The organism is uncultured Alcanivorax sp. (assembly GCF_947258575.1).
In the GTDB taxonomy this organism is placed as follows: domain Bacteria; phylum Pseudomonadota; class Gammaproteobacteria; order Pseudomonadales; family Alcanivoracaceae; genus Alcanivorax.
The window spans coordinates 279,665-296,229 of record NZ_CAMYIV010000012.1 but is presented as its reverse complement, the minus strand read 5'-3'; the positions used below and the strand labels follow the sequence as shown (position 1 = coordinate 296,229).

Sequence of the window (16,565 nt, the reverse complement as noted above, 5' to 3'; positions counted from 1 at the left end):
CATCAGTTGGAGCTGGAGACATCCTCCACGATCCTTCCTTCTTCCACTTTTCCATCATCTTTCAGGAAGCGTTCGTATCCCGCATCCAGCTTCCCGCCATGGGTGCTGATGACAGGATGATCCTTGTAGCGAGCATCCGGATTGATAACCTGAACCTGGTTATTGTGATCCACGCTATAGCCATAATCCGGCCGCAGGGATTCTCTTGCGCAGCCGCTGAGAAAAATCACCATTAGCACTGTCAGTATCCTATTCATTGTTAGCTACCTCCCTGATCTGGTGGCCGAACTTTCCATGCAAACCACCACGGCTTGACGTGTCCTGAGACGGATCATTTTCCTGCTCACGGGCATTGCGATTCCGGGTGGGCTTGTGCTCAAGAAAGCCCATCAAGTACTGGTCGATATCACTGGGGGGAACGAAAACATCCGTGGGCAATGCGTACTGATCGACCCGTTTCGGCGTCACCAGTTTCGGCGTCACAATCACCACCAGCTCACTTTCGTTGCGCTTGAACTCGGTGGAACGAAACAAGGCCCCCAGCACGGGGATGCTTCCCAGGCCAGGCACCTGACTGATCACATTATTCAGGTCATCCTGGATCAGGCCGGCAATGGCAAACGCCTGCCCATCAGCCATCTCCACCGTGGTGCCGGTACGTCTTGTGACAAACCCGGGAATATTGAAACCGGACGCCTGGAAGCCATTGGAAGGATCAATGGCGGAGACTTCCGCATTCAACTTGATGTTGATGCTGTCATCTGACAGCACTGTGGGCACGAACTTGAGGCCGACACCAAATTCCTTGAACTCCACCGTGATGGTGACATTGCCCTCATCACCATCCTGAGCCACCGGAATAGCCACCTCTCCACCGGCCAGGAAACTGGCTTCCTGACCGGACAGGGCCGTCAGATTGGGTTTTGCCAGCACTTTGGCAAGCCCTTCACGTTCCAGTGCATCAAGCCGCACACTGATACCGTTATAACCGAAGATAGTGGAGGCTGGATCGGTAAAGACGGATGACAGGAAGGGAATATTATTGGGCGCGATACCCGTGGCGGTGGCCAGTGTCTTGACCCCGTCCTGGTTAAACGCCTGCAGGCTGACACCCAACTCCTGGAGAGACGTCCTCTTGATCTCGGCGATACGCACTTCCAGCATCACCTGGGTGCCACCACCCACTTCCAGCATATTGACCACCTTCTCCTTGGGGGCAAAGCTGCGCGCTACAGACAGGGCTTGCTCCATGGCCATCACACTGGATGCCTTGCCAGAGAGTATTACCTGATCATTGGCGCCGCGAATCTGGATGCCGTCTTCTTCCGGCATCAATTCATAGATGCGGCGCTTCATCTGATCCATGTCGTAACCGACAATCACATCCATCAGCGCGACCAGATTTCGATTCTTGTCGCGAAACGCCAGGTTGGTATGGCCCGGTTTCATCCCCAGAATCAGCACATGCCGGGATGACAGAAGCTTGATATCCGCGATTTCCGGATTACCAATAACAACCTGATCCAATGGCGACGGCGAGTAGATCATTTGGGATTTTCCCAGAGACAGCGACAGCTCCTCTTTCTGTAAACCATCACTGAACTGCAGCTCGTAACCTTCTACCGCATGCACGCTTGATATCATCGCCATCATCAATGTCGCTAACACACACATTGACCAGCCTGATAACCGAATTTCTGTATGCATCTTCATTCTCCTTCCTCCCTGGAATCCTATTGCGCGCCGGCCGGTGCAGGCGTTTGCTGGCGAACTTCACCTTCCTTCACCGTCTGATTTTCCACTTCCAGACCACGAATCACTTCAACCTGTGGTTTGGGAGGCGCACGCCGAACACGGCGAACCACTTTGGTTTCCCGAGCCGGCTCCTCTGTCAGAAGATCCTTGTAGGTCACCAATTCGGTCTCGACAATGGATGCGTCGAACTCGTTTCTCAGCAACAGATTCAGGTCACCCGTTTTGGCAGCCAGAACAATACGCTGGCCATCAAAAGGGGCGACCAGAATAGTGATAGCGTTGACCACTTTCGGTTCGGTATCGGTTTCGCTGGAGCGCTGGTCGATCCCCAGCACTTTGGCATTTTGCAAAATCACCCGCGTCACCGGATTTTTGTCAGAACGCCCGAACGTGGTGGTGTGAAGCACATCGACATAATCGCCCGGCATCACAAAACCACCGGCCCCGGTTATCTCATTCACCGACAGCGTCAAGGCACGCTTGTCTTCAGGGATTTTGGCAGGCAGGCCACCTCGGGCACCGTACGGTGAAAGCTTGTATTTCAGAATCGGCTCACCCTTGATCGCCTGGGTCAGAATAAGCGGAGGCTTGTCTTGAAGCAGTGCGGACTTGGTCCGAAACGCACCCTCAGGAACACTGGATTCCGGCCAATCCACCACATTAAGCAGCACCTCATCCAGCCGGGTTCCACTGTTCAGATCCGCTGCTGCCACCACCACCGGCACGGTGGCGATGGTTCGCATATCCGCTCGGCTGCTCACTTCTCGTTGTAGAAACTGGTTCACTAGGTAGACCGTAAGCCCACCCAGAATAATGGCCACCAGAAGAATCAATAGCGGTCGCAACTGCATGAGGAATCTCCTTTTCCGTCCCTTCCCGTATCACCCACTGTTATTACGGTAGCGGCGATACACCTGAAACTGTGAGTACCGCACCGGCAGCGATGGCCACCGCATACGGTAATTTTGCCTGACTGCCGTCCTGCTCTATTTCACCGACAGGGGCACCTCGTACCACTGCAAACAATCTTTTTCCTGTTTGTCGAAATGCGCCTTTCGCAACTATCGCCAGTACCGCCAATACAAGGCCGCACAGCGCTGTATTCAGTAATAATTCAGGAACCAGGGAGAGCCCGGCTATCAGAGCAACAAGCGCCAGCAACTTCACATCACCAGCCCCCAGCCAGCCCAATAACCAGAAAACAAAAACCGAGAGAAAAACAATTCCTGCGGCAGCAAAGTGCGAGGGCAACACGGAGGCACCTTGCACGAGAAATAGAACGGCAGGAATAACAAGAATAAAAATCGCGATAAGACGATTCGGGATTCGCCTTTCGGTGATGTCGTAATACACCGCCGGCATCAATAGGGATAAGGTCAGAACAAGAGTCACCATTTCCGGATCACCTCCTCTGCCCGCCTTGCGGCGGGCAGAGTTTCTGGATCAGCTATATCAGTTATTCAGCGTTTGCAGCGGTCAGTTCTGTGTTAACGGTTTCGAAGGATGTGTTCACCTCCTGACCGATAAGAACAATCGTTGCAATAGCGACCACGGAAATCAGAGCGACCAGGATTGCGTATTCCACCATGGTGGCCCCGTCTTCTTCTTTGATGAATTGCATAAACAGCTGTTTCATGACTTGTCCTCCAGACATCAAACTTTCCTTTAGTTAGCCGCCTGTAAAATATGTCAGCTTTGCAAAGCTGATCACATAAACAATGCGGACATACATCATTTGGCGCTTGCACAAAGGACAAAGGTATTTATTTGCTGTGTGGAGAATTAATGTTTCTGTAACCTGCTTTTTTCAGGAAAGTTGAACACCGTTCCTCGCTCGGCTTTTTCCCCACTGAATCAATGAGATACCCCATACCCCATATGAGTTAAAGCAGGAATAACACTGCAAACCATTGAATTAAATGATAAATTTAGAATGTTAAGTTAGTACTTTCGTTGTAAGCCATATCGTAACCAAAGAACCCAAATCTCATTTCGAACAACGTTCGCCGTATTAAAACCCCGGCGCCATATATCCTTTTTTTCTTTCAAACTTTTTTTATTTTTATCTTTATTGCTATGAAGGAAGGCTTTCACAGCATATTCACGGCTTTTTCTTGCCCACAGCGGATATGGCGGCAATAAATTGCCCAAAAGTGTCCTGTTCAGTACCCTTTATAAAACCGCAACAGGCCCGTAATCATGAGTCAGCCCCTCAGCCAGCGCGGCCAGAAACGTCGCCAGGCGATTCTGGACGCTGCCACCGATGCCTTTCTTCAGCATGGATACGAAGGCACCACCCTGGACATGATCATTGCCCGGGCCGGAGGCTCCCGGCGCAGTCTCTATGACTATTTTGGTGACAAGCAGGGCCTGTTCGGCGCGGTGATTCGCTACCACACCGACAAGCTGGTCGAGGAAGTCCGTTCCATTGATGTGATCGGCATGTCTGCACGGGAAGGGCTGACGATGTTGGCCAAGAACTTTGTATTTGCCTTGCTGGAGCCGGTGAACCTGGAGCTGTACCGGCTGTTGATCACTCAGGCGCCAGCCTTCCCAGAACTGAGCCGAAGCGCCTACCAGCCGGGCCCGGCATTGTTGCTCAGTGAGCTGGAGAGGTATCTGGACCACTTGCAACGGCAGGGCCAGCTTCCTGCCGGGCTACCTACCCCCCATACTGCCCGCCAGCTTCTGGGCATGGTGAAAGCAGAGTTCCAGCTTTGCGCCCTGCTGACACCGGAGCAACTGCCTGCGAAAAGTGCGATCAGCGCACATATCCAGGACTGCGTTACTTTTTTGTTAGACAACCACTAGTCCCGCCATTGGCACCATTCGTCACCCCGGTATACATTGTAAATAGCTGTCACTCTGGCTTTGGGGGCTAAGATGGCAAGAGCAGACATGTGACGGGGCTCACAATATGAATAAGTTTTCACTGGTGCTATTGGCATTTTTCTTGCCCGTAGCCACCAGCCATGGGGATACACCTGAGCGTCAGTTCCTCAAGCAGGTGTATGCCAACGGTGGCAAGACGCTTTACTGTCAGGAAGTTTTCCAACCCGGTGACCGGGTCTCCATCGAACACATTTATGATGAACGCCGACTGGCCCAGCACTTTGGTTGCCGAACCAGCCGCTTGTGTCAGAGCAAACCGCAGTTTGTCGATGTGTCCCGGGACCGCCACAGCCTGTTCCCGGTAACCCGACGTGCCGAACTGGACCGGCGGCGAACCCTGTTTGGCGACCTGCCTACCACCACGGCCACTGATGCAGAGTGTGGTTACAAACAAGCCTTCCAGGTGTTCGAGCCACCGCAATCCGCCAAGGGAGATGTGGCCAGGGCCATGCTGTATCTGTACGACCGCTACGACATCCCCCTGCTGGGCACGCTGGAAATGTACCAGCGCTGGCACCGGAATGACCCGGTGGATGACGAGGAACGCCGCCGCAACAACGTGATCGAACAGGTACAGGGCAACCGCAACCCCTTCATCGACGAACCGGACCGCGCGGAATCACTGCAAGGCAGCTCGCCGTTGAATATGCAGTTTCCGTAAGGGCAGCTTCTAGCTTCTAGCTTCGACGCGAAGAAAGCACCCTGGTAACGACCAGCCTTTTTACTCCGCGCTGCCCCAAAACAAAAAAACCGCACCCTCTCGGGCGCGGTTTTTTTTAGCTCGTAGCTCGTAGCTATTTAGAACAACTCGCCGTCAAGACCCATCATGGTATCCGCCCCACTCTTGATCTGGGCAAACAAGGCATGGGCCTTGGGCAGGACGCGCTGGAAGTAGTACTGGCAGGTGACGCGCTTGGCCTTGGCGAAATCGTCGTCACGACCATCGGTGGCTGCCAGCATCTGCGCCCACAGCCAGGCATAGAGCACATAGCCGAACAGGTCCAGATACTCCACCGCGGCAGCGCTGATGGCGTCCGGATTGCTGGCCGCCTGGGACAGCAGTTCGTCGGTGGCGTCCTTGAGCAGGGTCAGCGCCGCCTGCAGCTCACTGCTGATGGTAGCCAGCTGGCCGTTTGCGCTGTTTTCCTCGGCCCAGGCCTGGGCATCCGCCAGGAACGCCTCAACAGACTTGCCGCCATTACGCGCCACTTTACGGCCCGCCAGGTCCAGAGCCTGGATGCCGTTTGTGCCTTCGTAGATCTGGGAGATGCGGCAGTCGCGCACGAACTGCTCCATGCCCCACTCACGGATATAACCGTGGCCACCGAAGACCTGCTGCCCGGTGATAGTGGTGTCCAGCCCCCGGTCGGTAAAGAAGGCCTTGGCCACCGGTGTCAGCAGGGCCACCCGATCTTCCGCCTTTTTCTTGGCGTCCGCGTCTTCGCTGAACTTGGCGGTATCCAGTTGCATCCCGACATAGGCGGCCAGGGCGCGGCCGCCTTCATTGATGGCGCGCATGTTCATCAGCATGCGACGCACGTCGCCGTGAACGATGATCGGGTCCGCCGGACCATTGGGGTTTTTCGCGCCAGTGGCGCTGCGGCCCTGCAGACGTTCGCGGGCATAGTCCACCGCGCTCTGGTAGCTCACTTCACCCAGGCCCAGGCCCTGCAGGCCAATGGACAGACGCTCATAGTTCATCATGGTGAACATGCAGGCCAGCCCCTGATTCGGCTCGCCGATGATCCAGCCCTTGGCGTCGTCGAAGTTCATTACACAGGTGGCAGAGCCCTTGATGCCCATCTTGTGTTCGATGGAGCCACAGGTGGCACCGTTGCGCTCGCCGGCGTTGTTGTCTGCGTCGGGCAGGAACTTGGGCACCAGGAACAGGGAAATCCCCTTGGAGCCGGCCGGGGCATCCGGCAGTTTCGCCAGCACCAGGTGAATATGGTTGCTGGTCATGTCGTGCTCACCACCGGTGATGAAAATCTTGGTGCCGGTGATATTGAAGGAACCGTCGTCGTTGGGCTCGGCCTTGGTACGCAGAATACCCAGATCGGTACCGGAGTGAGGCTCGGTCAGGCACATGGTGCCGCTCCACTCACCACTGTAGAGCTTAGGCAGATACTGCTCTTTCAGTTCCTGGCTGGCGTGGGCATCAACGGCCAGGCAGGCGCCGCTGGTGAGTGCAGGATACAGGGCGAAGGAGGAGCAGGCGCTGTGCATCATTTCCTCGAACAGCACCGCCAGGGACTTGGGCATGCCCTGACCACCGAATTCCGGGTTACCGGAAAACGCGCTCCAGCCGTTTTCCGCAAAGGTCTTGAAGGCATCCTTGAAGCCGTCCGGGGTGGTCACTTCACCGTCGTTCCAGGTGCAGCCCTGCTCGTCACCGTTACGGTTCAGCGGGAACAGCAAGCCTTCGGTCATCTTGCCCGCTTCTTCCAGAATGGCGTCGGACAGGTCGCGAGTTACCTCGGCGGTGGCAGGCATGGAGGCCCACAGCTGATCCGCTTTGAACACATCGTTGAGAACAAAACGCATGTCCTCGAGGGGCGCTTTATAGGTCGCCATTTGCACATCTCCCGAAAGTTGGCAGGGCGCAAATTTTAGGCAGGCAAGGCGTCAGGTAACAGGGTTATTTGTGACCCGCCGTTCATGGCCCCCACCGTTAACGCAAGAATCACGTATTGTGGGTGAAATTGGGAACATTAAGGGCAGTTTGCGCACATTTTGCTTCATTTTCGCCGTATTCGAATAAATCCGTCTGCCTATTCAAGCGGCTCCGGTCGGCGCCACATCCACAGCAATACCCCGCAGAGAAACAGCGGCACACCGATTTTCACGTAATTCGGGGCGGCAGACAGGCTGATCAAGGCAATGCTGATCAACATCATGGTGGAGGCGGCGCACTTGGCACGGCGGGGAATGGCACGCTGTTCGCGCCACTGACGGATGTGGCTGCCATGGCGGGGATGGTGCAACAACCAGTGCTCAAGCCGCGGCCAGCCATGGCTGCCAGCCCAGGCGGCCAACAACAGAAAGACCACTGTCGGCATACCCGGGACCACCACACCGATCATGCCCAGCAGAACGAACAGGATTGCCGTTGAGCGCCAGCACAGCACCCTGACTGTCTCCATGTCTCCCCTCCTTAGAACAGGCAATTGCCCCGCGAGAGAGTCATTACAGCATGCCCCATTTTCGGGGAATAAAAAAACCCGCCGGACGGCGGGTTTTGCGGATCAGTCGACGTGATAGGCCAGCGGATCGTCCAGGGCCGCCTCGCCTTCAGCCGCCTGCGGAGCGGCAGCTGGCCCGGAAATCGCTTTCATGCGCTCCTGCAGCTCCTCTGGGCTCACCGGCTGACCATTAAGGCTCAGGGCGCCGCCATTGGCGTTGAGCACACTGCTCCAGCGCTCGCCCTGCCTTTCTACCACGCCCTGCTCGGCCAAGGCTGTCAGCCGGGCGACGTAGGGCGCCGGCACCAGTGACTCGTGCATGTCCACGCGCACCTGCACATCCAGCATCTGCTGGATCTGCGCTTCATTGAGTGCCATTAGCTCGTCGGCCGGCAGGTTGTTGCCATCCAGCCCCAGGTAACGGGCTTTGCTGTCGACGGTGAGCTGTCGCTCGCCCTGGTGGTCCACCAGCATTTGCAGTGACAACTTGCTATCACCCGGGTGCAGCAGTTGCTCCGCAGCCACCTGGGTCATTTCTGCCAACAGGGTCTGGATACGGGCCATCTGCTGTTCCATATCCTGCTCGCCATTGCCGGACAGGGCGCCCATCAGTGCCCGGGTCTGGATTTCATCCATTTCCCGGTTAAGGGCGTGCACCTTGACCAGTGCCTGCCGGTCCAGACCGGCGTAGTCCATGCCCAGGTAAGCGCTGTCCATGGGCAGCGGCACCATTGGCCCGCTGATATTCTCCAGCCATAAGCGGCTGTCGCCGCTAAGCGTATCACCGTGGTCCTTGCTGTTGCCCTGCAGGGTCAGGTCAAACGCCAGCATCGGCTGCTCCCCCTGGGACCAGCGCAACTCCTTGCCGGCAAGGTTGATATCTGCCAGCGGCAATTCACCGCCCAACATGGCAACGATATCCACGGAACCCGTGAGTGAGTCAACCGCGAAACCCATTTTCGGGGAGGACACATCCAGCCCCCGCAGGGACAGGTAGGTGTTGACCGGGTAGGTGTCAGCGGTCGGACGCAACACGTCCAGCTGCAACTCCTCGAGCACCACCTTGCCCATGGGGGCCTCCAGATTCACTGGCGACACCGCCACCTTCATGGTCAGCCCACCATTAAAGCCATAGCGACTGTAACCGGTCACCGGCGGCTTGCCCTGGAAGATTTCATTCACCATGGCCGCCATTTCCGGAGGTAGCTCACGCAGATCCAGCACTTCCTCACTGGCAGCAATACCCACGAACAAGCCATCATCGGTCCAGGCGAAAGGACCGTGGTGAATGGTGCTCAGGGAGCAGATTTGCCCGGACAACATCGCCAGGTTCGGATTGGATGCCAGCTCGCCCTGAGCGATCAGGCAGGTCACCGCCTCGGAACGGAACAGCCCGCGATCATAACGAAGCACGTCAAAAACAATATCGCTCTGCCCCGGAAGCACTTCCAGACCGGCCACTTCTTCGCGAACCAGCGTCTCGGCGCGCATGCCCACATAAAACGTAGCCCCCAGCCACGCCACAACCAGCACCACAATCAGTGCAATAACCTTCTTCATGGATATATCCCCCTCATCCCTGTTACGTCTTTTTTGTGTCGACACTATAACGAAAAACCAACATTTACGTAGCCTGCGCGGTTTTCAGGCAAAAAAAAGCCCGCCGTACAAGGGCGGGCTTTTTTCTGACACTGACGCCGGATCAGAACGCGAAGTGTTCTGCGTCCAGCTCCATCAGGCAGTCCAGGCCACCTTCAATGGCGCCCTTGTGACCGGCCGCACGCGGCAGGATGCGCTTGAAGTAGAACTTGGCCGTGCTGATCTTGGCCTTGTAGAAGTCCTCATCACCGGCACCGGATTCCAGCGCAGCGTGTGCCACAGCTGCCATGCGGGCCCACAGGTAGGCCAGGGTCACGTAGCCGGAGTACATCAGGTAATCCACGGAAGCGGCACCCACATAATCCGGATTCTGCATGGCCTGCATGCCGATGGCCTGGGTCAGCTCACCCCATTCCTTGTTGTAAGCAGCCAGCGGCTCCAGCAGTTCCTTCAGGTCGGCATTGTCCGCGTTGGTTTCGCCGAACTTGTGCACGACCTTGGTGAAGTTACGCAGGGCCTGCCCCTGGGTCATCATGACTTTACGACCCAGCAGATCCAGCGCCTGAATACCGGTGGTGCCCTCGTACAGGGTGGAGATACGCGCATCACGCACGTTCTGTTCCATGCCCCATTCACGGATAAAGCCGTGGCCACCGTAGATCTGCACACCGTGGTTGGCCGCTTCCAGGCCGGCTTCGGTGACGAACGCCTTGGCGATCGGCGTCAGCAGGGCCATCAGATCGTCGGCTTCCTTGCGAGCAGCCTCGTCTTTCTCCAGCTTCACCTTGTCACCCAGCTGGGCACACAGGTACACCAGTGCGCGACCACCCTCGGCGAATGCCTTGGAGGTCAGCAGCATGCGACGCACGTCCGGGTGAACGATGATCGGGTCGGCGGGACCTTCCGGGTTTTTCGGGCCGGACAGGCTGCGCATGGCCAGACGATCCTTGGCGTAGGTCAGGCCACCCTGGAAACCCAGCTCGGCATGGGCAACGCCCTGAATGGCGGTACCCAGACGGGCAAAGTTCATAAAGGTGAACATGCAGTTCAGGCCTTTGTTCTCCGGACCGATCAGGTAACCGGTAGCGCCGTCGAAGTTCATTACGCAGGTGGCGGATGCCTTGATGCCCATCTTGTGTTCGATGGAACCACAGGTCACCGCATTGCGCTCGCCCACAGCGCCGTTGCCGTCGGTGAGAAACTTGGGAACGATGAACAGGGAAATACCCTTGGTGCCCTTGGGCGCATCAGGCAGGCGAGCCAGTACGATATGGACGATGTTCTCGGCCATGTCATGCTCACCAGCAGAGATGAAGATCTTGGTGCCGGTGATGCTGTAGGAACCGTCCGCGTTAGGCTCGGCCTTGGATTTCAGAATACCCAGGTCAGAACCACAGTGAGGTTCGGTCAGGCACATGGTGCCGGTCCACTCACCGCTGGTCAGCTTTGGCAGGTAGCCATTTTTCTGCTCGTCGGTACCGTGCTCTTCAATGGTCGCCACCGCACCGTGGGACAGGCCCGGGTACATGCTCCAGGACCAGTTGGCGGTACCGGTCATTTCAGAGATAGCGATGCCAGCGGAGCCGGGCAGGCCCTGACCGCCGAATTCCGGGTCGCCGCCCATGGCCGGCCAGCCGCCTTCCACATACTTGGCGTAGGCTTCCTTGAAACCTTTCGGCGTGGTTACCACACCGTTGTCGAAACCACAGCCTTCCTCATCACCGGAACGGTTCAGGGGAGCCAGCTCGTTTTCGGAGAACTTGGCGCCTTCTTCCAGGAAGGCATTCAGCAGTTCGCTGTTGATCTCTTCCAGACCCAGCCCCTGGTAGTGGCCGTCCATGTCCAGGACTTCATTCAGTACAAAGCGCATATCGCGCAGGGGAGCCTTGTAATCCGGCATCTCAAATCTCCCTAAAGAAACGGTGACAATGAGGCGGGCCATGGGCCCGCCATAATTTGGGACGCTAATCTTAGGTCAGGGCTCCTGCACCGCTCTACCCCTATTTGTGACCCGCGAGTCAAACAAGCGTTTGAAACTACCGTTTGCCTCTCTAGTTAACTGTTTTAACAGGTTTTTCGTAAAAACAGCTCGGAGTTGCGGTGGTATCCTCTCCCCTGCCGTGGACATTGGGTATACTCGCCAAAGACGGCTGAATGACTGCTTAGGAACCCGCCAATGATTGATACCAACCTGCTCGACATCCTGGTTTGCCCGGTCAGCAAAGCACCACTGATCTATGACGACAAGGCCTGCGAACTCAAGTGCAAGGCCAGTGGTCTGGCCTATCCGGTCCGTGATGGCATTCCTGTCATGCTGGAGGATCAGGCTCGCTCAATGAGCAATGAGGAAGTCAGCAACCTGTAACTGGATGCTGGCCGTGCCAGACGGAAACATCGGCAACGTAAAAGGATCACTGCATGTACAAGTCCCTGGTGCTGGCCCTGACACTGATAAGTGCCTCTCTCTGTGCCGCCACCCTCCACGCCGAAGAAACCCCGCCAGCATCCGAACGAGAGAAAGAAGAAGCCCGGGCCTCCGAGGGTGATAGCGCCCCGGTGCCCGATGAGTCGGTGGGGAGCATGAGCAAGGCCCAACAGCAGAACGACTGTCTGTTGCGAAGTGCGCAGACCGCCAATGAGCAGGTCACCCTGAAAGAGCTGCGCGGCTGGTGCCAGAACGGCGAGGAGCTACCCGGGGAGCGCACCAATGAGGATGCCTTGCGCGCTCGCCTGGCGCTGGAAAACACCACCCGCGGCAATCCCTTTGTGATTACCCCGCATCGCCGCAATTACCTGCTGCCGTACAGCTACTGGTCCAACCGGCAGTGGAATGACCCCGACAAGGATGATCGGGACCTGCAGCCCAACGAGGTGAAGTTCCAGCTATCCCTGAAGGCGCCCCTGAAGGAAAACATCGTCGACGATGTAACCTTGTGGATGGCGTTCACCGGCACCTTCTTCTGGCAGGCCTATAACAGCGAGATCTCCGCGCCGTTTCGGGAAACCAATTACGAGCCGGAAATCTTCATTTCCAAGCCTGTCGACTGGCAGATCGGCCCGCTGGATTCCGAGCTGTTGGTGGCCGGCTTCAACCACCAGTCCAATGGGCGCGATGTACCGGTATCGCGAAGCTGGAACCGGGTATTCATGAATTACGTCTTCAAGACCGGCGACTATTACTGGTCCGTGAAACCCTGGTACCGGATTCCCGAAGAAGAGAAAGACGACCCTCTGGATACCTCCGGTGATGATAATCCGGACATAGAAAAGTTCATGGGCAATTTCGAGCTGGAAGTGGCCTACCCGTTCCGCAACCACGTGCTCGAGCTGATGGTGCGCAACAACCTGCGCTCCGACAACAAGGGCGCCGGCCGCATCAACTATTCTTTCCCGCTCAGCAAACGCTTTAAAGGATTGGTACAGGTATTCAGTGGTTACGGGGATTCATTGATCAACTACGACGATTACGAAAACCGTTTCAGCTTCGGGATTTTGCTGACGGATTCGTTGTAAGAGACAACGCCGGAAAAATTTTGCAGGAGCGCCGCTCGCGGCGCGATTCAGGCGAAAGAACCGGGCTTCGCTATAGGAGCCATGCTTGCATGGCGAACCGAGCGTAGCGAGGCGGCAGAGATCAACCTAGCCGCCATTCTTTTCTGAAACCTGTCGAGCTCTGAGACTCCTGATCGCCCTCCGGCCGATTTCCGCACAAGCGCGGTTCGCCATGCAAGCATGGGCTCCTACAGCAGCTTCGTAGAAATACCGAGGTCCGAGGAACTTTCTACCCTTTCCCTATCCAACCAGCGTAGCTCGTAGCTCGTAGCTCGTAGCTCGTAGCTCGTAGCTCGTAGCTCGTAGCTCGTAGCTCGTAGCTCGTAGCTAATACCACAACGTAAACAGCAGTCGGGTTACCGTGGCATCAAAGCTGTACAGCGGTTCGGTGCCCGGTGTGGTAGCGACGCGGATATCGCGGAAGTTCTCGTAGTCAAAGCTGAAGCGATCCACCCACAGATTTAGCCCTGCCCGGTCGAAGGTATCCCAGTTCGATTTGCTGAATTCGAAACCAATCCCTACCCCCACCACGGTAGAGCTGAATTCGCTGAGCTCCTTGTCTCTGGCAAGAAAATTCTGGGCATTCTGGAATGGAAACAGATCGGCATAAAAATCCGCCTGGCCTTGCTGGTAGGCCCGATAACGCCCCTCAAGAGTCCACTTTCCTCCCAGCGGCTGTATCAGCTTCAATTGCCAGCTATTGGCATCAATGCCCCAGGAGTCGTTATACAACCGGTACTCGCCATGCAGACCGGCCCGCCAAGGCAAGTAGTAGGACAGCCGTAGTGAGGTAGCTTCACTGGTGCGGGTTTCTGGATAGCGCTCTGGCTCAAAACTGTAATTGCCACCCGATGTCAGATACCGCACGGAACGGTAGGGGTTGTTCAGATAGCCTTCATCGGTGATCAGCTCATGGCCCAGACTGGCCCTCAGATTGCGGGTAAGAATCTGCGATACATTGATCCGAAAATGCTGCCGATCGGCTTCTTCGGCGAAGGTGTTATCGTCACTACGAAACACTTCATCCCAGCCTTTCGAATAGCCAAAGCTCAGAGTTGTCAGGTCGCCAAAGAAATCCTGGCTCATGTCAAAGTGCACCGAGTTCGCCTCGAAATCATTTTCTTCGCTGTTGGCGTAACTCAACGAATAGATGGCCTTGCCATGCAGATAATCCACGCCAACACTTTTCTCGGTGCGCTCTTCCGAGTAGGGACTGGCACTGACCAGCACATCAATGGACGCCGCGGAGACTTCATCCACATAATAATTGGCATGCACCGCCACCTTGTCGGCCACGGACTTTCTTACCAGCACGGACGGACCATTGATTTTCATGCCGCCACCTTCGTACTGGTGATACAGCACATCAAGCCGATCCTCTGGCAATACCGAGGCCTGCAGCAACGCGCTTGAACAGACCAGTACGGCCGCCAGCAGCGCACGCATCAGTTGCATCCGCAGCCTCCACCGGCGCTGCCTTCCGCCCCACGCATGCTTTCCCTCGCCTGATGCACATGGCCCATGTAGCTTTCTGCCACTGGGTGTGCGGACACATTCATCACCGGATCCGCCAGGCGGGCACGCTCATAGGGCTTTAGCCAAGGTTTCACTGCGCAGCCGCTGGCGGTAAACGCCAGCAATAGAACAAGACCGCAGAGACGCATCATTGCCGCTCTATTCATTCCAGCACCAGCGCCTTCACCTGGTCTTCGTATTTATCCATGTAGCCGTCCTTGTAACCACGGTGGTGATGACGGACCACGCCATTGCGGTCAATCAGTACGGTGGTGGGCATGGCATCCACGCCATAGGTTTCACTGGTACTGTTCTGCGGATCAAACAGCACCGGGAAGGTCACTGGAATCTTGTCCAAAAGGCGATCCGCCTGGTCGCGATTCTCATCCAGGTTGACGCCCAGCACGGTGAAGCCGTAGTCGCGATACTCCTGATAAAGATCGTCCAGCAACGGCATTTCGGTACGGCAGGGTCCGCACCAGGAGGCCCAGAAATTCAGCAGGATCACCGTGCCCCGCTGTTCGCTGAGCTTCAGGTTGCTGCCATCCAGAGTCTTGAGCGTAAAGTCCGGTGCTGGCGCCCCCTCTGTGGCAAGCGCATTGCTGGAAAAAATCAGCGCCAACGCGCCTATCATCATTGTCAGTGTCTTTTTCATTGTTGCTCCCCCATTTCTTATTTTCAGAAAAACAGACTGACACCAGCGGTCAGCTCCAGATTATGCGTGGTCTTGTCCTCGCCAAGCACATCCAGATTGAAGATATGGTCTTTCATATCCACCCGCACGGCGATCAGATCATTGACCAGCAGGCGGTACCCCACACCGACACCCAGGGTGAAATGCTCGTCACCGGCGAAATCGGTAATCCCGGCTCCGCCAAGCAGATAAAGGGCGTTATTGAACGTTCGCCCGCCAGATAGAAAGGCCTCGCCGGGCAGCAGGTTGTACCCCACCGACGCCTGGTAATAAGTGAACTCACGTTCATCATCATTCAGCAGACGCACCCCCGCATTAAGGGTTTCGAAACTGGTTTCCCCAGCCTCGGCGCGCCCCAGCACGGCCTCGAAAAAAACATCCTCGGACAAATGATAATCCAGCCGCACGCCCACCACCGGCTCGGCACCAAAATCTTCAATCGAGAGGATGCCTGCGTACACCCCCGCCTCAAAGTTTTCGCTATCAATATCTGCTTCCTTGATACGACGCCGCTCAATTTGCGGATCCAGTACCGATTCCGGGTCTGCGTCGCGCACAGCGGATGTGTCGTCTGCCGTTTCAGCCATTGCTGCCGTCGGGAGCAATAGCGGCAGGATCAGAACAGCAGGGAGAAACCGAGTTTCCATTCTTCCAGATTCCGGTTGTCGTTTTCTTCGGTGAACAGCACATAACTTCGGTATTCACCCCGTAATACAAAACCGCGAGCCAGGTAGGCCTTCAACCCGACGCCGGCAAAAGCCAGCGTCTCGTCACGATCTTCCGGGCGCACCAATGTCGCCCGCGGTTCAATACTGGCACGGCCAGTTCCCAGCATCGTATAGGGAGAGATTCTCCAGCGCGGAAACAGCTGATGCTGAAGATTGAAATCAATCAACTTGGTATTGGAAAAATTCCCACTGGCCTGGGTGAACATGGCCTCGGCAGTGAGGTTTTCTGTGAACCGATAGCCAAGCCCCACCGCCAGCGAGGTGACGCCTTCAAGCTCTCCCGCCAGCACCGATGCCTGCCAGTGCCCACCGGTAAAATCCTCGTGACCCAGATTCTGCAGTTCCGGCGTCTCACCGCTGCCGTCCAGGGTGGACAGCAGCGCCTTGCGAGGCACCCAGCCAATGCGACCCCGGGCGGTTTCCACCTTGATCCAGCCGGCGCGCTGGAACAGCAATGTCAGCGGCGCATGGCGCTCTACCACATGGAAAACCGGGTAACCGCGACCGGGCCCGGTATGGATATCCACGTAGGGCTCCGCAACCTTGACTTGCAAGGGAGGTGACGGTTCGGATGAAACCGCTTTTACCGGTAACAGCACCAGCATGGATAACAACACAACTACAAGGCGCAACGGGTGCGTCTCCCCT

General features: G+C 56.5%; 18 protein-coding genes. 4 read left to right on the top strand and 14 right to left on the bottom strand.

What is annotated here, in order from left to right:
* Positions 1-2: 2 nt before the first annotated feature.
* From Q0Y02_RS14800 to Q0Y02_RS14780, 5 genes are all read right to left on the bottom strand, one after another.
* Positions 3-257 carry a hypothetical protein gene (locus Q0Y02_RS14800; RefSeq protein ID WP_297770097.1) on the bottom strand — a complete coding sequence of 85 codons (255 nt, stop codon included), beginning with the start codon at positions 255-257 and terminating at the stop codon, positions 3-5.
* Entirely contained in the window at positions 250-1,707 is a 1,458-nt protein-coding gene (locus Q0Y02_RS14795; RefSeq protein WP_297770094.1) for a type II and III secretion system protein family protein, read from the bottom strand. Before Q0Y02_RS14795 ends, Q0Y02_RS14800 begins: the two co-directional genes overlap by 8 nt.
* 26 nt (positions 1,708-1,733) lie before the next feature.
* Positions 1,734-2,606 (bottom strand): Flp pilus assembly protein CpaB, encoded by an 873-nt coding sequence (cpaB, locus tag Q0Y02_RS14790; RefSeq protein WP_297770091.1) that lies wholly within the window; start codon positions 2,604-2,606, stop codon positions 1,734-1,736.
* A 43-nt stretch (positions 2,607-2,649) separates the two neighbouring features.
* The gene (locus tag Q0Y02_RS14785; protein WP_297770088.1) at positions 2,650-3,150 is read right to left on the bottom strand and encodes a prepilin peptidase; all 501 of its coding nucleotides are present in this window, start codon (positions 3,148-3,150) and stop codon (positions 2,650-2,652) included.
* Positions 3,151-3,211: 61 nt separating this feature from the next.
* Positions 3,212-3,391 carry a Flp family type IVb pilin gene (locus tag Q0Y02_RS14780; RefSeq protein WP_297770085.1) on the bottom strand — a complete coding sequence of 60 codons (180 nt, stop codon included), beginning with the start codon at positions 3,389-3,391 and terminating at the stop codon, positions 3,212-3,214.
* Positions 3,392-3,954: 563 nt separating this feature from the next.
* Between Q0Y02_RS14780 and Q0Y02_RS14775 the strand changes: the two genes are divergently transcribed.
* Positions 3,955-4,566, top strand: coding sequence for a TetR/AcrR family transcriptional regulator (locus Q0Y02_RS14775; RefSeq protein WP_297770082.1), 612 nt, complete (start codon positions 3,955-3,957; stop codon positions 4,564-4,566).
* A 106-nt stretch (positions 4,567-4,672) separates the two neighbouring features.
* Positions 4,673-5,308 (top strand): endonuclease, encoded by a 636-nt coding sequence (locus Q0Y02_RS14770; protein WP_297770079.1) that lies wholly within the window; start codon positions 4,673-4,675, stop codon positions 5,306-5,308.
* A gap of 137 nt (positions 5,309-5,445) precedes the next feature.
* Here Q0Y02_RS14770 and Q0Y02_RS14765 read toward each other — a convergent pair whose 3' ends face one another.
* The 4 genes from Q0Y02_RS14765 to Q0Y02_RS14750 all read right to left on the bottom strand — a co-directional run bounded on the left by Q0Y02_RS14765 (position 5,446) and on the right by Q0Y02_RS14750 (position 11,328).
* Positions 5,446-7,221, bottom strand: a complete 1,776-nt coding sequence (locus Q0Y02_RS14765; RefSeq protein ID WP_297770076.1) for an acyl-CoA dehydrogenase C-terminal domain-containing protein — start codon at positions 7,219-7,221, stop codon at positions 5,446-5,448.
* A gap of 197 nt (positions 7,222-7,418) precedes the next feature.
* Complete coding sequence (locus Q0Y02_RS14760) at positions 7,419-7,790, bottom strand: YbaN family protein (RefSeq protein ID WP_290510974.1); 372 nt, start codon at positions 7,788-7,790, stop codon at positions 7,419-7,421.
* Positions 7,791-7,892: 102 nt separating this feature from the next.
* Positions 7,893-9,389 (bottom strand): DUF945 family protein, encoded by a 1,497-nt coding sequence (locus tag Q0Y02_RS14755; protein WP_297770072.1) that lies wholly within the window; start codon positions 9,387-9,389, stop codon positions 7,893-7,895.
* A gap of 142 nt (positions 9,390-9,531) precedes the next feature.
* Positions 9,532-11,328, bottom strand: coding sequence for an acyl-CoA dehydrogenase C-terminal domain-containing protein (locus Q0Y02_RS14750; RefSeq protein ID WP_297770068.1), 1,797 nt, complete (start codon positions 11,326-11,328; stop codon positions 9,532-9,534).
* 276 nt (positions 11,329-11,604) lie between these two features.
* Here Q0Y02_RS14750 and Q0Y02_RS14745 point away from each other — a divergent pair, with 276 nt between their 5' ends.
* Positions 11,605-11,793 carry a Trm112 family protein gene (locus Q0Y02_RS14745; RefSeq protein ID WP_290510782.1) on the top strand — a complete coding sequence of 63 codons (189 nt, stop codon included), beginning with the start codon at positions 11,605-11,607 and terminating at the stop codon, positions 11,791-11,793.
* A gap of 53 nt (positions 11,794-11,846) precedes the next feature.
* On the top strand, positions 11,847-12,941 hold the full coding sequence (locus tag Q0Y02_RS14740) for a phospholipase A (protein WP_297770066.1): 1,095 nt from the start codon (positions 11,847-11,849) through the stop codon (positions 12,939-12,941).
* Between the two features lie 366 nt (positions 12,942-13,307).
* Here Q0Y02_RS14740 and Q0Y02_RS14735 read toward each other — a convergent pair whose 3' ends face one another.
* From Q0Y02_RS14735 to Q0Y02_RS14715, 5 genes are read right to left on the bottom strand one after another with little or no spacing between them, the layout of a single operon-like run.
* Positions 13,308-14,435 (bottom strand): DUF3570 domain-containing protein, encoded by a 1,128-nt coding sequence (locus tag Q0Y02_RS14735; protein ID WP_290510780.1) that lies wholly within the window; start codon positions 14,433-14,435, stop codon positions 13,308-13,310.
* The gene (locus tag Q0Y02_RS14730) at positions 14,426-14,647 is read right to left on the bottom strand and encodes a DUF4266 domain-containing protein (RefSeq protein ID WP_297770064.1); all 222 of its coding nucleotides are present in this window, start codon (positions 14,645-14,647) and stop codon (positions 14,426-14,428) included. The genes Q0Y02_RS14735 and Q0Y02_RS14730 overlap by 10 nt, the downstream gene beginning before the upstream one ends.
* A gap of 11 nt (positions 14,648-14,658) precedes the next feature.
* Complete coding sequence (locus Q0Y02_RS14725; RefSeq protein WP_290510778.1) at positions 14,659-15,150, bottom strand: TlpA disulfide reductase family protein; 492 nt, start codon at positions 15,148-15,150, stop codon at positions 14,659-14,661.
* A gap of 23 nt (positions 15,151-15,173) precedes the next feature.
* A complete protein-coding gene (locus Q0Y02_RS14720) occupies positions 15,174-15,776 on the bottom strand; it encodes an outer membrane beta-barrel domain-containing protein (protein WP_290510777.1) in 603 nt (200 codons plus the stop codon).
* Positions 15,777-15,805: 29 nt separating this feature from the next.
* Positions 15,806-16,549, bottom strand: a complete 744-nt coding sequence (locus Q0Y02_RS14715) for an outer membrane beta-barrel protein (protein ID WP_297770058.1) — start codon at positions 16,547-16,549, stop codon at positions 15,806-15,808.
* Between the last annotated feature and the right edge of the window lie 16 nt (positions 16,550-16,565).

Excerpts from the sequence above, each read along its gene's own strand:
- Q0Y02_RS14800 (WP_297770097.1), bottom strand. The coding sequence starts at position 257 with ATGAATAGGATACTGACAGTGCTAATGGTGATTTTTCTCAGCGGCTGC.
- Q0Y02_RS14795 (WP_297770094.1), bottom strand. The coding sequence starts at position 1,707 with ATGCATACAGAAATTCGGTTATCAGGCTGGTCAATGTGTGTGTTAGCG.
- cpaB (WP_297770091.1), bottom strand. The coding sequence starts at position 2,606 with ATGCAGTTGCGACCGCTATTGATTCTTCTGGTGGCCATTATTCTGGGT.
- Q0Y02_RS14785 (WP_297770088.1), bottom strand. The coding sequence starts at position 3,150 with ATGGTGACTCTTGTTCTGACCTTATCCCTATTGATGCCGGCGGTGTAT.
- Q0Y02_RS14780 (WP_297770085.1), bottom strand. The coding sequence starts at position 3,391 with ATGAAACAGCTGTTTATGCAATTCATCAAAGAAGAAGACGGGGCCACC.
- Q0Y02_RS14775 (WP_297770082.1), top strand. The coding sequence starts at position 3,955 with ATGAGTCAGCCCCTCAGCCAGCGCGGCCAGAAACGTCGCCAGGCGATT.
- Q0Y02_RS14770 (WP_297770079.1), top strand. The coding sequence starts at position 4,673 with ATGAATAAGTTTTCACTGGTGCTATTGGCATTTTTCTTGCCCGTAGCC.
- Q0Y02_RS14765 (WP_297770076.1), bottom strand. The coding sequence starts at position 7,221 with ATGGCGACCTATAAAGCGCCCCTCGAGGACATGCGTTTTGTTCTCAAC.
- Q0Y02_RS14760 (WP_290510974.1), bottom strand. The coding sequence starts at position 7,790 with ATGGAGACAGTCAGGGTGCTGTGCTGGCGCTCAACGGCAATCCTGTTC.
- Q0Y02_RS14755 (WP_297770072.1), bottom strand. The coding sequence starts at position 9,389 with ATGAAGAAGGTTATTGCACTGATTGTGGTGCTGGTTGTGGCGTGGCTG.
- Q0Y02_RS14750 (WP_297770068.1), bottom strand. The coding sequence starts at position 11,328 with ATGCCGGATTACAAGGCTCCCCTGCGCGATATGCGCTTTGTACTGAAT.
- Q0Y02_RS14745 (WP_290510782.1), top strand. The coding sequence starts at position 11,605 with ATGATTGATACCAACCTGCTCGACATCCTGGTTTGCCCGGTCAGCAAA.
- Q0Y02_RS14740 (WP_297770066.1), top strand. The coding sequence starts at position 11,847 with ATGTACAAGTCCCTGGTGCTGGCCCTGACACTGATAAGTGCCTCTCTC.
- Q0Y02_RS14735 (WP_290510780.1), bottom strand. The coding sequence starts at position 14,435 with ATGCAACTGATGCGTGCGCTGCTGGCGGCCGTACTGGTCTGTTCAAGC.
- Q0Y02_RS14730 (WP_297770064.1), bottom strand. The coding sequence starts at position 14,647 with ATGATGCGTCTCTGCGGTCTTGTTCTATTGCTGGCGTTTACCGCCAGC.
- Q0Y02_RS14725 (WP_290510778.1), bottom strand. The coding sequence starts at position 15,150 with ATGAAAAAGACACTGACAATGATGATAGGCGCGTTGGCGCTGATTTTT.
- Q0Y02_RS14720 (WP_290510777.1), bottom strand. The coding sequence starts at position 15,776 with ATGGCTGAAACGGCAGACGACACATCCGCTGTGCGCGACGCAGACCCG.